Consider the following 15,039-nt stretch of genomic DNA (forward strand, 5'->3'; position numbering starts at 1 on the left):
TTCGTAGATACACTACTATTTAACTGGAATTTCAATTGTTTGATTATAGCGTTTCATATAGTGCATTCCCTCAATCAGCAAATATTCTGGTTCCTCTATCGTATCAAACAGAAGTGTACGTTGCTTTAATAAAGTTCCATCTTCTAACTTTAACTCGGTTTGATTAACAATCGTCCTTAATTCTACCGACTCATTCCTCGTTTGAATGAAAACCCCATCAAGCATGACGTCCTCATCTGTAGCAATCGTCAATTCTAATCCAGTGGAAGTTGTTGTTACATCAGCCATCCAAAGTTTTTTCTCACCAAGAAGAACTGGGTTTTCACCGATATCAGATAGTAATATAGTTTGGTCTAGCTTTTTATACCCAAAAAACTCCCTCATAACGATTTCAAGTGACTCTAACGTTTCAGGTAATGCATCAAAACGAATATCAAATTGGGTTCCTCTTATAGAAGATCTGCTCCCGCCTCCAAGCTGTTGAACAGGTGTACCATTAGCCATCAATTCAATACCACCCAATGCATAATTCACACGATCAAAATTATCAACATTTAACAACCCATCAATCACCGTTAATGTAGGAGTTGCTGTAATTGAATGGAAGGTTATGTTTCCTTTATCAACTTTCAACTTTTCTCTAATCGATTGTTTGATTTCTGTTTGCATCGCTTGATTAGGATTGTAAGGAAAGGTTATCGTTTCTTCTATTACCTCTCCGTTTTGCGGTTGCATTGAATAATGAAGTGTTAATTGTTTGGCAAACGGACTGACAGGTTCAAAAGACATCATTCCTTTTATTTCTGTTCCTTCTTCATTCAATAAGGTCTGTCCTCCACCAACAAAAGAATCAGTAAATAGTCCAGTGATTTTTCTAAACCGTATATCGTCATTAAAGCTTAAACCCTCTGGATTGGATAATGTATAGTACAAGATCAATTGGTTGGCATCAGTCATAATGCCGTTAATCGTCAGGTTTGTTCCGTCGGCAAACTGCCTTTGTTTTTCAACGACTTGCCCCATCCCGGCCTCATTTAATTCTTTTAAAGTACCTGTTATGACTTCATCAAAACCGAACAGTTTCTTTCCGTAGTATGCAAACCCATTATAATGATATCCAACAACCATCATGAAAAGTAAAGCGGCAGCGACTGCTCCATATATAGGCGCCTTCCGTTTCTGTCTCTTGGCTGGCGTTGTATCTAAAGCTCCTCTTAATCTAGCTTCTAATTCTGCTGGTGCCGTAATCGTATCCAAGCGTTTTTTCTCTTCTTCTAACCGTTTTTCCACTTTACTCATCTGCATCACCCCCATAATGATCTCTTAGTTTTTTTAACCCTTGGAAAATTCTTGATTTAACGGTGCCAATGGAAACATTGGTTATTTCTGAGATTGATTGATAATCTAGATCATGAAAATATTTTAATTGTATCGCTTCTTTTTGATGTTCATTTAAATGGAGCATAAGCTGCTGAATATCTATCTGGTGTTCAGTGTTAATGTATGGATTAATGTCAATGGCCTGCCCCCCATCACTTTGGGTCGGTGTGTTCCAATCTTCTATTAGAATTAGCTTCTTTTGCTTTCGAAGAAGTGTTTTACAGCTATTTACTAAAATCGTTTTACTCCAACTGTAAAAGGCGTCCTCTTTTTTTAACTGATCAATTTTTTCATACAGCCTGACGATCATGTCCTCCATCGCATCCATTGCGTCATGGGAGTTTCCCATATAGGTGAGAGCTAGTTTATAGTAATCATCTTTTTTTTCCATAATTAGTTGAAGTAACGCTTCTTTATTTCCTTTTTTTGCTTTTTTTACAAGTCGACCGACATTCATGTCTTCACCTCTCTCCCTCTCCCCCTCTCCCTTATAAGAGTCTTTTGTGCAGTAAAAAGTTCATTTTTTATTGAAAAATTTTTATTAGATTAGGTGATTATTAATATCACTTGTTCCTATACTAGTAATAACAGGTTGGTTAACTGATATGGAAAAATCTAGTTAAGGTACAATAGATCTACATTCAAAAGACAAAAATAATTTTACTTTAATTATAAACCTCTGGTATACATAAAAAAACAAGGCCAATAAAGCTTATAGCTCTTGGCCTTTCATTGTATTACCTTAATCGATTGTGAATAGTTCGACATACGATTGACGTGGGAAAATTTGCGGTTGTTGCTGGTCAATGCCTTCTGATGTGCCGCGCTTTTTATGGGCATCCTTGTAAGCATTCGAGGTTTTCCAGTTCTCAAAGTGAGCCTCTGTTTCCCAAAATGTCATAATAATATATGTGTCTGAATTCAAAGGTCGACATACCCGGATTGCAACAAACCCAGGCTCGTCCTCTATTTTTCGAGCCCGTTTTTTAAAGCGCTTTTCAAAAGTAGCTCTTTCTTCATCCGATACAGGAATGTTATTAAAGACAATAAATAAATTTCTTTTTAAATCTCCGACATCATCGAGGACTTCGTAAACTTTTGGGTCATTATCTAATGTTTCTTCGTTTAAAAATTGATCACTTTCTAGTAAGAACTTTTGTTGTTGTTCACTATTTAACAGAAATACGTTTCTATTTTCAAGCGAGGTAGATATACATTAATCTCACTCCTCATTTGTAACTTCATTTATATCATTACATATATAAATTTATTGTACAAATATTAAACGGTTGGTGCGCACCCAAAGCTAAATTTAATCTTCCTTCTTACAAAAAAACTGTGCCAAAAGGCCATCACCGCCTTTGGACACAGCTCATAATCTTATATTTCTTACTGTATTCCTACTTGTTAACGTTCACTTTTTCATACATCTCATTTATTTCTGGGACGTTCATCCACCAAATGTCACCTGCTCCAGGTTCATCAGCAGGTGCAGCTGGCAGAGCATGTAATACCGAAGTTATGACGAACACCACTGCGATAAAACCGAATAAATTGACTAATTTCCTCATCGTTCATGTCTCCTAGAATGGTAGTGTAAAGAAGGTACCGCTAAAGAAAACCCAAGCTGCAAGTAACGTTAAGATAATATTAAACAGCTGTCCGACGATGTAAAGAATAATAGGTTTTCCACCGCGAATCCCTTTAGCCAGTTCTTTAAAGTTGGACTCTAATCCAATGCTGACAAATGCTAATGTGAAAAATAGGCCACGATATCCATCGATCGTTGGTAAAACAGCTTCGACAGTTTGATCAGGTAATAAGAACGAGAAAATAAGTGACGCGCCGATAAATCCTAAAATGAATTTAGGCATACGCACCCAGATTTCTTTAGCAGACACTTTTTTCTTTGATCCTGCAGTAGTTCCTTTGTTTTCAACTCGTGATACAAAAAATATCGCAATCGCAACAGCAACAAATCCAATGAGAATATTTTGAACCATCTTTATGACAGATGCGACTTCCATTGCTTCTTCGCCCAATAGTGAACCAGCAGCAACAACCGCTCCTGTTGCGTCAATGGTGCCACCTAGCCAAGCTCCACCTACAATTGGATCTATCCCAAAAAGTCTTATAAGTGCTGGCATTCCTAGCATCATTAAAATGGTAAAAATTAAAGTAATTGAAATGGCAAGTGTGATCTCTTCTTTCTTTGCTTTTGCGGCAGTACCAGAGGCAATCGCTGCAGAAACACCACAAACAGCTGTTGCTGATGATATTGTAACTGCTAATTCTTTCTGGTCATTCATTTTAAGATAGCGTTGCGAGAACCAGTACATTACAAGAATGACGATAGGAGTCACGATCCAAGCCACTCCAACTCCCAGCATTCCGAGTGCTAGCATTCGGTCAAAAAGAATCGATGCCCCTAATAAAACAAGACCTGTTTTAATGTAAAGCTCTGTATGCAAAACGCTTTTGAGAAATGTGGGTGTTTTTAAGACATTACTAATAAATAACCCAATCGCTAATGCCCAAATAACATCATTAAAGCCGTAATGACGCCATGGCCCATACTGACCTAAAACGTAAGCAACTAAGGTCAATGCAAAAAGAACAGGAAATGCTACAAGAAACTGATTACTAATTTCCTTTTTCAAAAATCGGATCGCTAAGTAGAACACGAATAATGCCACAATCCCAGTAATAACAACTGGCATGAACCCTTCACTTGGTATTGTATTCAATATCCCTTGTTGTTCACCAGAACCCCAACGTGCTGGTAATGTTGGTTTGGGAATAAAATTTATAAGTACTAAAATGATAATTCCAAAGCCTAACCACACTGCCCACCAATCTTCGGTGTTCCAACTTTTCTTACCTGTTTTAATAGGTTTATTAATTTCTGGTTGAGTATCTTTTATATTCGGTAACATTCGTTGCCCCTCCAAATCAGTTTTCACTCTAAAAGAAAGAAGGACCTCTGGTTTTCCAGTCAGCACTTTTTATACCCGAGTAATCTTATACGTTTTATAATATTACTTTCATTAAATAAGTGTCAATACTTTTTTTGGAATTAAGATTTGTTTTCCATTCCTTTGGATGTTTACAAGTTTACTAGACTTTCACCATTGTTTTTAAGGAATAGAACATAAATTGTAAACCATTACGAAAAAGACTAGGAAATCCTATGATATCCTAGTCCTCCTCTTCTTAAATTCGTATTCTCTAAATACAGCAAAGAATAATGATCACACGTATTCGTTTGCTGCCAAAACAGCTTTGAGGGGGCGTAGATTCCTCATTTGAATATTTGAACTTATTCCAGCTTCCTAAAGCTTCTCTTGTTGCTGGAATACATAAAATAGAAATAGTTACAAACACTAACATAAATTATTAAATTGGAGGACTAGTTTTGACCTTCTCACGTATCCAAATTATATTTGTATTACTTCTTTTTATTGGCATTTCCAATCATGTGCTAATCATCCCACATTTATTAAATATCGCAAAGCGTGATGCTTGGATATGTGTCTTAATCAGTTATGTCATTCTACTTTTATGGGGTAAAATCCTTTCCTCTATATTCAAAAGAAATCCCGAGAGACAACCTTTGCAAAGCTGGTTGCATTCGAAAGCTGGAAAATGGGTCTCAAATATTATTCTTTTGTTTTTTTTCTTTTATATTTTAATTATTGGCTTTATTTCTTTTTACGATTTAATCGTATCCGTGAAAATATACTTCCTACCAATGACGCCCACAGCATATCTCGTTATCCCATTTCTCTTTTTGTGTATTTGGGCTGCTTGGACATCTCTTAAAACCATTGTCTATACATCAGCATTAATTTTACCGCTTGTATGGGCTCTAGGTCATTTCGTGGCAATTACTACAATGGACAAAAAAAATTATTCTTTTCTATTCCCTTTATTTGAATCTGATAGTGTTTCTATCGCTCATGGTGTTCTAATTGTTCTAGGGGGAAGCATTGATATACTCACACTTTTTTTACTACAACAGTACTTTAATAAACCAGTCTCCTTTTTATTTATAAGTATTTTAATCACCTTATTAACAGGTCTTGTATTAGGACCAACAATAGGTTCCATTGTTTCATTTGGTCCAAGTATCGCAGCTGATTTACGGTTCCCTGCATTTGAACAGTGGCGTTTAGTTGAATTAGGAGAACATATATCCCACGTTGATGCATTAGCCGTCTTTCAGTTACTGTGTGGTGCTGTGATTCGTATATCACTCTGTTTTTATTTAATTGGAAACATTTACAAAATTCGTTCAATTTGGCGAAAACGGTTATTTATCGTCTCGACTGCTGTTGTTTATTCTATAGGTTTTTTCCTTCATATTAGTGATATTTGGATGCAAACCATTTTAAGAAATTATTTCTATCCTTTTGTCGTTTTATTTGGTATGGGTATTACTTTAGCACTTTTAACTATAGGTTATTTTGTAAAAAGGAAGGGTCCCCAAAGTTATGAGAGACAACGAACAACAGATGAGAATTGCTAAAATTAATAATTTGTTGAGAAAGGAAGAATTAAATAAAGGAGACTTAAATTCCTTTTTTGAAAAAACATCTGATATTTCATTTTTACCTATTGAAGATCATAAGGATGTAACCGCGTTTTTTTGTGAAGGTATGGTGGACACAACACAGCTTAATGACCATTTTAATAATATAGTAGCTCATTTAATGGAAGGTTTAGAGGAAGATAAAAAAGATCTGCCTCCAATTGTAACCGTTGAAAGTATAGAGAAAGTCGTAGAGATGGTTTTCTCAGGTTATTTATTTTTTTATATCAACAAAGAGTCACATTTTTTTGCAGTCGATATTTCTAAAATCCCGTCAAGAACACCTGAAGAATCAAAAACCGAAATTTCTTTAAAAGGACCTCGGGATGGTTTTACAGAGGAACTGAATGTTAATATATCGCTAATCCGAAAGAGACTCAAGACTGAAACATTACATAATGAACAGTTTGAGATAGGCAGCTTAAGTAAAACAAAGGTTTCCTTGCTGTATCTTAGTAATAAAATAAATACGCAAACCTTAGACGAAATCAAAGAGCGATTAGAAACGCTAGAAACAGAAAGTTTATTGAGCTCGGGTCAGTTAGAGCAATGGGTTTCAGATCGAACATTTTCCATTTTTCCCCATTTTGACTATATCACTCGTGCAGATTACGCGATTGAGTGTTTGTTACGTGGGCGTTTCATTGTGATTGTAGATGGTTCACCTTCAGTTTTAATAGGTCCTATTAACTTGTTTGCCATGTTAAAATCACCCGAGGATGTCCATTTCCCTTATTATCTAGTCACTTTTCAAAGGCTAATTAGAATTCTCGGGTTTATGATATCTATATTTGCTCCTGGTTTTTATATTGCAATTACAACTGTAAACTTAGATCAGCTTCCATTTGCCCTACTTGCTACTATTGTAATATCTCGTCAAGGTTTACCTTTGTCATTACCGTTAGAAGCTTTTTTTATCCTGATATTATTTGAAATTCTTAGAGAGGCTGTCATTCGTATGCCGTCAGCTGTAGGTCAGACGATTTCAATCGTTGGTGGGCTCATTATTGGCGATGCCGCCATTCGGGCTGGACTCACTTCCCCAACCTTACTTGTTGTAATTGCCATATCAGCGGTTGCTACATATACTTTAGTCAATCAATCACTGACGGGAACTGTTACGATTTTACGTATCTATTCTATGATCATTTCTCTCTTCTTAGGCGTATATGGTTTTGTCCTGTCTGTTTTAAGTATTATTATTTATTTAGCACAATTAGAATCTTTTCGCCTTTCTTATCTTGAACCCATTTCCTCCCTAAGTTTTAGAGACTATTTAAATGCTTTTTTGACGAATCCATTTAAAAGAAAAGACTTTACGTCGCCTACCATTCAGATGAGAAGAAGGAGAGAATAAAATTGAAAGTTAGCTACAGAATTTTTTTCAGTCTCCTAATTGGATTACTCATTCTTTCTGGATGCACTACCGATATGAAAGAAATTCAAACCCTTAATTATGCAACTGCCATTGGTGTAGACTATAAAGAAGGAGAATACCATTTATTTATTCAATTAATTGACTTAGCAGCTGTTGCTAGTACAGAAGGACAAGACACTTCGCCGTTAACTTATGTTTCTGACGTTACTGGGCCTACTTTTATTGAAGCTTTTTTTAGAGTTTATGAGTCAGGACAAAATCGGTTTATTTGGTCTCATATGACAACAATTCTTCTGAGTGAGTCGGCTTTAGAAAAAGGCATTGAAAATATTTTTGATGGCTTAACAAGATATTATGAATTTCGATTAACACCATGGGTATTTGCAACAAAAGAGCCTTTGGATGAAGCATTAACGAAGTTAGGTTTTTTTGATCAAACTTCGCTTGAAACAGTTTTACACAATCCACAAAGACTTTTTGAGCAAAGTTCTTTAGTGAGACCTATTAAATTAAACCAATTTGGAAGAGAAATCTTTGAGCCAGCTCTAACTACCTATATTCCTTCAGTAGCTATAAACAAGGATCATTGGCAAGAAGGGCAAAAAAAGGAACCAAAATTAGCTCTTAATGGCGCATATTTTATTCAAAATAAAAATTATAAAGGCTTTTTTAACTTAGATCAAATAAAGGGCCTGCGATGGGTTGCAACAGAAACAAAGCGAGCATCCCTACTAGTTCCTAGTAAGGAAGACGCAGAATTTCTTGTTGTACTTGATCACATAGATACTAATATTATTTTGCAAGAGCATCATGGTACGCATAAATTCTTAGTCGTCATGAATGGGGAAGGAAGTATAGGAAATGAATTAGCGGGATTGACTAATTTAAGAGAAATGGAACAGGAAACGAACGAAAGTATTGCGAAGCAAATTCAAGAGTTATATCAATTAGGTGTTGAAAGGAATATCGATTTTTTAAATTTAGAGCATTTGGTCTATAAAAAAAGAAAAGAAGAATGGGAACAAATTAAGAATGGTGATTTTTTAGACGGTGATCTTTTAAACGATATAAAAGTTGATGTGACGCTACTACATTCAGGGGCTTTCAAAAACAAACAAGTTCAGGGAAATGAGTAGTTATCGTAAAGAATTTCTCTAATAAGGATACGTCTTAGACATGGGTTTCGCGAAAAATGGTGTTTATTAGATAAATAAACGGCCCTGGAGTCCGCTTTCTCTATGTTCAATAAGACTGCAAACCACACATCAATTAATGATGTTACTAGTTGAACAATTGCTGATATATCTCACTAAAAAATGAGGTGAAAAATATAAATTGGTTTCACCTCATTTTTAGTAGTTCTTTTATGTTTTCCTCTGGTAACGGGTCGTACGGTGTATAGAGTGGAACTTCTTTCAGTGTGCAGTTTCCATCATCCCCGTTGAACTAATAGGGTTGTGACGGCGGCCGCACACAATGTGGGTCACACTGATGTGTCACGAGACTTGGCGACCTGTGTTCCATCGTCTGCCACCAAGCTTTTTTGCCTCATCAAAACCTTGATGGGAATCTTGGCGCAAGTTAAACGGGATATGCTAGCTCGTTTTTTTATTATGGATGTACTGGTTTATTTATTCTACTAACTCCTTAAGTACCTCATACAAATCATCTCGGAACTTTTTGAGTTTGGTTTGTGTCTTCTTGGGTGGGATAACTTTTAGTTTTTCGGATGGTTCGGGTAAATACATGCGGCGGTTGATCTCTAATTGGATCCACGGGATGTTACCTTTGCTACCGTGATACTTTGTAATATAACCGCCCGCAAATGGTTGATTGAGCGTGACGAGCGGCATTCCTTCGGCTTCACCAATATAATCACTGAATTTTTCTTCAAGCAACCGCTTGAGTTTTTCCATCATTTCAACAGGAGCTGTTATGGGATCACCCTTTGAGTGTCCCGTTTCTGACCCTCGGTTTCCTAGACAAAACAGCGGGCGTTTTTCCCATTTTGTTCCGATTGCAACGGGTCCGACATCAAGCATCGTATGACAATCGATTCCTAAAACAACGTTTGGGTTTTTCACCGCTTCGTCAATTCGACGATGATATTTTGTATAGTAGTCATCCATTAAAACTTGTATTTCCTCTATTGTAAGCCCACCCTCTGTATTCCAAACAGGCTTTTGGGCGACGGAAAGAGTCTTGACAACTCCATCTGGATTTACTGGCGGTAAATCATAACGGTCACGGTTCATATCAACAACGATCCGTGCAATTGGGGTATCGATAAATTCCTCAACCAAATCGTTAAAATCATAAATTTCATGTGACCATGTGTCACAATCTAGTAAAACTTCCTCTGTCGTTAACAAGCATCTTTTAATTAAATGAGTTGGGATCATCAGTCCCCCGTGGGGAACTGATATAACGATAGGTAACTTCTGAGTTGCGCCGATCATCTTATTGTTCCAATAAATACAAGCCAAGTAATAACGAGCGCTGAATTAATTCACTTCGATGGATCGCTTCACTAGGTGTATATAAATTTTTACTCGCAGGTGCAAAACCACATACAACTGGTATGTTCGTTGGAATTTCACCCGCTGCAGTTGAAAGTAGACTCGATTCAGTACCAAATGGTAAATTCCATTTCCCGCTTAATTCCTGAAGATGCGTGATGATCGGATTATGATGTTTTCGCACTAATGGCGGTCGGTCCACTAAAGTTTCGACATACGCACGCATACCGCTTGCTTTGGAAGTGAAAGCCTCTCTAATTTGTTTTTCAACGTCGTTTGCTAGTTTTTCGTCCAAATAGGTAACAACGACTGTGGCATGTACACGATGAGGTAACAGTACGCTATAACGTTGTGATCTTACATCTTGAACAGCAATCGTTAGCTTTTTATTACGGCTACTAAATTTCTTTAGCTTTTCAGCCTTTTGTATAAAGTAGCTTAGCACATCCATGTCATTTGATTCTTTCCCAATTCTCATCGGGTCACCTTCAACAATGATGCTATATTGTTTCGAACCGCGACGTTGATCAGCAATTTTCCCACCTGTAAACCCAGGTTGCAAAACGATCACTTGCTTGGACTTTTGAGCTGCTTTTCTTAAGGTCGCACTACTATATCGCATACCTCTACCTTCATCTGAATAGAAAAAGACACCGATTTTCTTTTCCGAAAGCACCCCTTGCTCGTCTAATGCATTTAAAGCACTTAAAATGGTAACTAAACCACCTCGACTAGAAGCGACTCCTTCTCCATAAATCCACTCCTGCTCTGTTCGATACGGGATTGGAAACCCTATACGTTCGCCTGGGATATCAATTGGCAGAACGAGTAAAGTCCCATCTTCAAAGCCAGCGGCTGATTCCCACATCCACGCAGAACGTCCGTTCGTATGTTCTTCAACTAGTCTAAGATCGAGAGCTGTCAAACGTTCTTCAAACCGTCTGCGGATAGTGCTTAGACCAACAGGGTCTTCTGTCCAGCTTGATATGTTCGTCCAGCTTTTTAAATCAGCTTCAATTTTATCGCGTTTTTGAGTAATAGATGAAATCAGTTCAAGTTGTTCTTTGCCCTCTTCTATATTACTATCAAGGAAAAACGGACCGAAATAACGTTCATTTGTTATATCAATTAGCTTGTTCATTAAGTCTGCATAACTTAACCCCATCGTTTCGGCAGCATAAACAAACGAACCGTCTGCCCCTAAACTCGCCATAGAATTAACTTCAAGGATGTAAGGTTTTCCGTTTTTATCGATGCGGAAATCAACACGTGCACTATCGTAACAGCCTAAAGCATTAAATGTATCAATTGCAAGCTGTTGAATTTCTTTGGTCTGTTCTTCAGATAAAGGTGCGGGACATACTTTTTGAACCGTTCTACCGCTCCTGTTTTTCTTATCCTCGTATGTATAAATTTGCTCACCTTCACCGAAAACAAGTTCTACAGGTAGGAGCGCTTCAACTGGATTGTTTCCAAGTAAACCAACGTTTACTTCACGGCCCTCTATGTACTCCTCTACGAGAGTCGGCGCTTGAAACGTTTCATAAATCACTTGAACGCCCGCGCGAAGTTCTTCTTCGTTGTGAACGACTTTCAACCCGAACGATACCGCTTCGTCCTTCGGTTTTACAATTAGAGGATAGTTTAAATCGTCCATTATGGGTGAGTCAGGTTTTTCCATCACGGTAAATTTAGGTGTAGGAAGACCTCTTTGGATTAAAATCATTTTCGTTACGACTTTATCTAGAGCCAGTGCATGTGTTTCTGGACCTGAACCTACATAAGGAATTCCTAGCATTTCTAAAATTCCTGGAATGTGCATGTAGCGGCCCTTTCCTTGAATACCGTAACTTAAATTGAACACAAGCCCAGGACGTTCACCAGACACAACAGACGGCATAAACTCTTCTAGCTTAGCAATGATATTTTTATCGCCTTCAAATGTCTTAACTTGATGACCGCCTGCAGTCAATGCTTCCTTGATATTCTTAATCGTTTCTAAACCATACTTCTCACGATTTTGTTTTCCAAATAGGTTTATAACAGCCTGACTTTCCCGATTGTAAACGATTGCTATTTTCATTGAACCCTCACCCTTCTGTTATGTTATTGTCTCTGGACCTTTTGCAGTTCCATCTCTTCTTAAATCAGCAACTCCGTAAAACGGTTCTCCGTCTTTTTCAGGAAATTGGATCCCTTGAACACAACCTAAGTAAAAACTATATGCACCTCTTTTTGTTAATTCAAACCCCGTTTTTGTTAAGGCATCTAATACATCATCAGTAAAGCGTTGTTTTTCAATTAACAGTTTTCCCGTATCCGATGAATGAAATCTAGGAGCTGCAATCGCAGTCTCTAAAGCTTCACCTCTGTCCACTAGCCTGGTGATAACTTGTGCAAGGGAAGTTGAAATTCGACTGCTACCAGGACTTCCTAATAAATATCGCGGAGAACCGTTTTTAAATAGCAAGGTCGGTGCAACGCTACTCCAAGGCTTACCTCCAGGAAGAAGATAATACGGATGAGTCATATTTTTATAATCAAAAGCACTCATGTAATTGTTATAGAAAAAGCCTAGTCCATTCGCCATTCTTTTACTTCCAAAAACAAGCTCGATCGACTGCGTGATTCCAACAGCATTACCTTCCTTGTCTGAAACAGATAAATGTGTCGTTTCACCTGCGGTTGGTGGTGCTGAATACATATCTGGTAAATTTGTTTTGGCAATATTAGAAATTAGATTTGCCACTTCAGCTGCATACTCTTTATCTAACATGAGGTTATTAACCGTTTGTAAATAGTAATCTGGATGAATCGGCATGTTTTGACGATTCGTTAGGGCAAATTGAAAAGCAAGTGCAGAAAGGACAGCGCCTAATGGCTCCTCTGTATTCAGTATGTCAGGTGAAAAGGTTTCTAATGTATTCAAAATTTGAATTAGGACCCTACCTGCCCCTGGAGGTGGGAAGGTGTATATGTCGTAATCCCGATAACTGCTCGATAACACGTCTCTTTCAACAGGAAGAGGAATTTGACAAAGATCGGCCTCAGTTATTAAACCGTCTCTTTTTTTCATATCTTTGACGATCTTCTGTCCAATCGTGCCAACGTAAAAGTCCTGCCAGCCTCTTTTGACCATCGTCTCTAGACATTTAGCAAGTTCAGGCTGCCTTATGATTTGCCCTGTCTTTTTTGGCTCACCGTTTTCAAAGAAGTTTTTCACTATTAAAGGGTCTTCGCGTAAATGCTCCGCTTCTTTTTTGAGCAAACGATGTATTAAAGGAGAAACCTTAAATCCTTCTTTAGCAGCTTTAATCGCAGGCATAGCAACTTCTGAAAAGGATAGTCGCCCATATGTTTCTTGCATATAACCAAGAGTTGCTGGGGTTGAAGGAACAGTTGTTGATTTTAACCCTAGTTTGATGGGAGTGGCGGGTGTTTTCATCGGCTGAACATTAAAAGGAGCACGTGATGAACCATCTAAAGCAAACACACGATCTGATTCCTTTAGATAAATTAACGCCATAGATTGCCCACCGATCCCAGATGCTTGTGGTTCAGTCACACCTAGACAAAGAGCTGCTGCAACTGCGGCATCTACAGCATTCCCACCTTTTTCAAGCATTTCGACACCAGCTTCTGTCGCAGGCTTTGAGGCAGTTGACACCATTCCATACAAACTGTTCGCTATATATACTTTCTTTTTTCTCATTCGTGTTCGCCTTACTTTCTATAAGAAAATAAAAAAATTGTTAGTTATTGGCTATTTTATCATAAGAAGAAGGAAAATAGTGCTAGCCCTTTATAGGTATGTGATCTATAGTTTTCGACAAATAACAGTAAGTCATTAAAAGGCTCTTTTCTCTTTTTTGCTATTGGACAAGTAACCAAGAATAGCAACAAAGTTTAATGACATAGTATTGATTCCACAGTTATACGTAAAAAAAGAGCCTCTTATATAATAAGGCTCCCCTACTTAACTAGTTTAATAAAGTCAAAGTTTCTCAAATGATACATTACTTACATTGCATCATTTTTACTTGATTTTTCGACCCATTGGACAAATTCATTTCCATAAAAGTGCTGATTTAACTCTTTATGAAATGAAGCTAATTTTTCAATAAACTCCCTATTTTCTTTACTTAATTCTGCAAATTTTTCAATATAGGCTTGCAGCTTAAACGTTGTTTCTTGTGATTTTTTTACTTTCTCATAACCTAATTTTGTTAATATTACATAGGACACTCTTCGATCACTTTCATCTTTTTCTATAATTATTAGTTCTTTTTGTTTTAACCTATTCGTTACTTGCATAACTGTAGATATATCAATTAATCCAAGTTGGGCTAGCTTAGACATTGAAGTTTTCTTTTCATAGTACACAATCGTTAATAGATGGTGTTCAGCTTGAGTAATACCTAATTCAAGGACAGATTTCTTCCACTCTTCATCCATGATTTTATATGTGGCACGTGTGTAATTTATAAGTTTATGAATATTAGTGTAATCCACTTTTCTCCTCCAATCAATCCTAATAAAATGGAACATTCGACTATGTATATATAAATTGTATTTGTGTTAAAGAGTACTTCTTGTATATCATCGGCTAGTAGGGAAAACAAGTGAAGTAATTAACTAATATTATTTTACTTAATAATGTATAAATATATATGTTGCTATGTGCCACATTTCACTTTTCATGTATAACAATTTGTCACAAACAGAATGTGTTTTTCCAATTTCCTTCCAGGGAGATCACTATTTTACCATTACTATTAGGATGGAATCCAAGGAAAAAAGCATAACTTTAAAGTTATGCTTTTGCAATCAAACTTACGTTTATTCGCTTTATCGAAAGATTATTCAGTCCTAAATAGGTTTAAATCATCGAATCCTTTGTTGTTTTCTTTTTGTAAAAAAAGCTAAGATAACTAACAGAATAGGTATCCCTACCATTAGCCTTAACCATCCTGGTTGGGTCGCAAGCACGATTGCTGGAACAAAAAGAGTAAGGCCGCTAAAGAGAAAGCTTTTCCAAGACTTTTTCCAAATGCCTATAATTACAGAGATAATTGAAGCTACAATCAACCCCCAAAGTAGAAAACCAATGACGTATAAACCGATATTCGCGATCAGCTCCATGTTTACTCCACCTTTATTTTGGGTAGAAA

The 15,039-nt window shown here is 37.0% G+C and carries 13 protein-coding genes; 3 read left to right on the plus strand and 10 right to left on the minus strand.

The features are described from left to right. Nucleotides 1-15 precede the first annotated feature (15 nt). The 5 genes from GKP30_RS12060 to GKP30_RS12080 all read right to left on the minus strand — a co-directional run bounded on the left by GKP30_RS12060 (nt 16) and on the right by GKP30_RS12080 (nt 4,316). Nucleotides 16-1,299: a DUF4179 domain-containing protein gene (locus GKP30_RS12060; RefSeq protein ID WP_216829703.1), complete on the minus strand. Its 1,284-nt coding sequence runs from the start codon at nt 1,297-1,299 to the stop codon at nt 16-18. After that, complete coding sequence (locus tag GKP30_RS12065; RefSeq protein ID WP_216829704.1) at nt 1,292-1,837, minus strand: RNA polymerase sigma factor; 546 nt, start codon at nt 1,835-1,837, stop codon at nt 1,292-1,294. The genes GKP30_RS12060 and GKP30_RS12065 overlap by 8 nt, the downstream gene beginning before the upstream one ends. 285 nt (nt 1,838-2,122) lie before the next feature. Continuing rightward, complete coding sequence (locus GKP30_RS12070) at nt 2,123-2,593, minus strand: antibiotic biosynthesis monooxygenase family protein (RefSeq protein ID WP_216829789.1); 471 nt, start codon at nt 2,591-2,593, stop codon at nt 2,123-2,125. 187 nt (nt 2,594-2,780) lie between these two features. Beyond that, entirely contained in the window at nt 2,781-2,951 is a 171-nt protein-coding gene (locus tag GKP30_RS12075; RefSeq protein WP_216829705.1) for a hypothetical protein, read from the minus strand. 12 nt (nt 2,952-2,963) lie between these two features. Next, a complete protein-coding gene (locus GKP30_RS12080; protein ID WP_216829706.1) occupies nt 2,964-4,316 on the minus strand; it encodes a YeiH family protein in 1,353 nt (450 codons plus the stop codon). 479 nt (nt 4,317-4,795) lie between these two features. On the opposite strand from GKP30_RS12080, the gene GKP30_RS12085 reads away from it, so the two are divergent. The 3 genes from GKP30_RS12085 to GKP30_RS12095 are packed head-to-tail and all read left to right on the plus strand — an operon-like array spanning nt 4,796 to nt 8,485. Further along, the gene (locus GKP30_RS12085) at nt 4,796-5,908 is read left to right on the plus strand and encodes a GerAB/ArcD/ProY family transporter (protein WP_216829707.1); all 1,113 of its coding nucleotides are present in this window, start codon (nt 4,796-4,798) and stop codon (nt 5,906-5,908) included. Continuing rightward, a complete protein-coding gene (locus GKP30_RS12090; protein ID WP_236035057.1) occupies nt 5,874-7,328 on the plus strand; it encodes a spore germination protein in 1,455 nt (484 codons plus the stop codon). The genes GKP30_RS12085 and GKP30_RS12090 overlap by 35 nt, the downstream gene beginning before the upstream one ends. A gap of 2 nt (nt 7,329-7,330) precedes the next feature. Further along, nucleotides 7,331-8,485 carry a Ger(x)C family spore germination protein gene (locus tag GKP30_RS12095; RefSeq protein WP_216829708.1) on the plus strand — a complete coding sequence of 385 codons (1,155 nt, stop codon included), beginning with the start codon at nt 7,331-7,333 and terminating at the stop codon, nt 8,483-8,485. Between the two features lie 495 nt (nt 8,486-8,980). On the opposite strand, the gene GKP30_RS12100 is transcribed toward GKP30_RS12095, so the two are convergent. From GKP30_RS12100 to GKP30_RS12120, 5 genes are all read right to left on the minus strand, one after another. Further along, nucleotides 8,981-9,808: an N-formylglutamate amidohydrolase gene (locus GKP30_RS12100; protein WP_216829709.1), complete on the minus strand. Its 828-nt coding sequence runs from the start codon at nt 9,806-9,808 to the stop codon at nt 8,981-8,983. A gap of 1 nt (nt 9,809) precedes the next feature. Next, nucleotides 9,810-11,951, minus strand: a complete 2,142-nt coding sequence (locus GKP30_RS12105) for a M20/M25/M40 family metallo-hydrolase (RefSeq protein ID WP_216829710.1) — start codon at nt 11,949-11,951, stop codon at nt 9,810-9,812. 18 nt (nt 11,952-11,969) lie between these two features. After that, nucleotides 11,970-13,580: a gamma-glutamyltransferase family protein gene (locus GKP30_RS12110; protein WP_216829711.1), complete on the minus strand. Its 1,611-nt coding sequence runs from the start codon at nt 13,578-13,580 to the stop codon at nt 11,970-11,972. Nucleotides 13,581-13,888: 308 nt separating this feature from the next. Continuing rightward, entirely contained in the window at nt 13,889-14,380 is a 492-nt protein-coding gene (locus GKP30_RS12115) for a MarR family winged helix-turn-helix transcriptional regulator (protein WP_216829712.1), read from the minus strand. Nucleotides 14,381-14,752: 372 nt separating this feature from the next. Continuing rightward, nucleotides 14,753-15,010 carry a hypothetical protein gene (locus tag GKP30_RS12120; RefSeq protein ID WP_216829713.1) on the minus strand — a complete coding sequence of 86 codons (258 nt, stop codon included), beginning with the start codon at nt 15,008-15,010 and terminating at the stop codon, nt 14,753-14,755. Nucleotides 15,011-15,039: the final 29 nt, after the last annotated feature.

Source organism: Alkalihalobacterium elongatum (genome assembly GCF_019024285.1).
Taxonomy (GTDB): domain Bacteria; phylum Bacillota; class Bacilli; order Bacillales; family Bacillaceae_F; genus Alkalihalobacterium; species Alkalihalobacterium elongatum.

What these genes read in the sequence shown, in the direction of transcription:
- GKP30_RS12120 (WP_216829713.1), bottom strand. Translation starts at nt 15,010, where the DNA reads ATGGAGCTGATCGCGAATATCGGTTTATACGTCATTGGTTTTCTACTT.
- GKP30_RS12080 (WP_216829706.1), bottom strand. Translation starts at nt 4,316, where the DNA reads ATGTTACCGAATATAAAAGATACTCAACCAGAAATTAATAAACCTATT.
- GKP30_RS12100 (WP_216829709.1), bottom strand. Translation starts at nt 9,808, where the DNA reads ATGATCGGCGCAACTCAGAAGTTACCTATCGTTATATCAGTTCCCCAC.
- GKP30_RS12075 (WP_216829705.1), bottom strand. Translation starts at nt 2,951, where the DNA reads ATGAGGAAATTAGTCAATTTATTCGGTTTTATCGCAGTGGTGTTCGTC.
- GKP30_RS12105 (WP_216829710.1), bottom strand. Translation starts at nt 11,951, where the DNA reads ATGAAAATAGCAATCGTTTACAATCGGGAAAGTCAGGCTGTTATAAAC.
- GKP30_RS12090 (WP_236035057.1), top strand. Translation starts at nt 5,874, where the DNA reads ATGAGAGACAACGAACAACAGATGAGAATTGCTAAAATTAATAATTTG.
- GKP30_RS12065 (WP_216829704.1), bottom strand. Translation starts at nt 1,837, where the DNA reads ATGAATGTCGGTCGACTTGTAAAAAAAGCAAAAAAAGGAAATAAAGAA.
- GKP30_RS12060 (WP_216829703.1), bottom strand. Translation starts at nt 1,299, where the DNA reads ATGAGTAAAGTGGAAAAACGGTTAGAAGAAGAGAAAAAACGCTTGGAT.
- GKP30_RS12110 (WP_216829711.1), bottom strand. Translation starts at nt 13,580, where the DNA reads ATGAGAAAAAAGAAAGTATATATAGCGAACAGTTTGTATGGAATGGTG.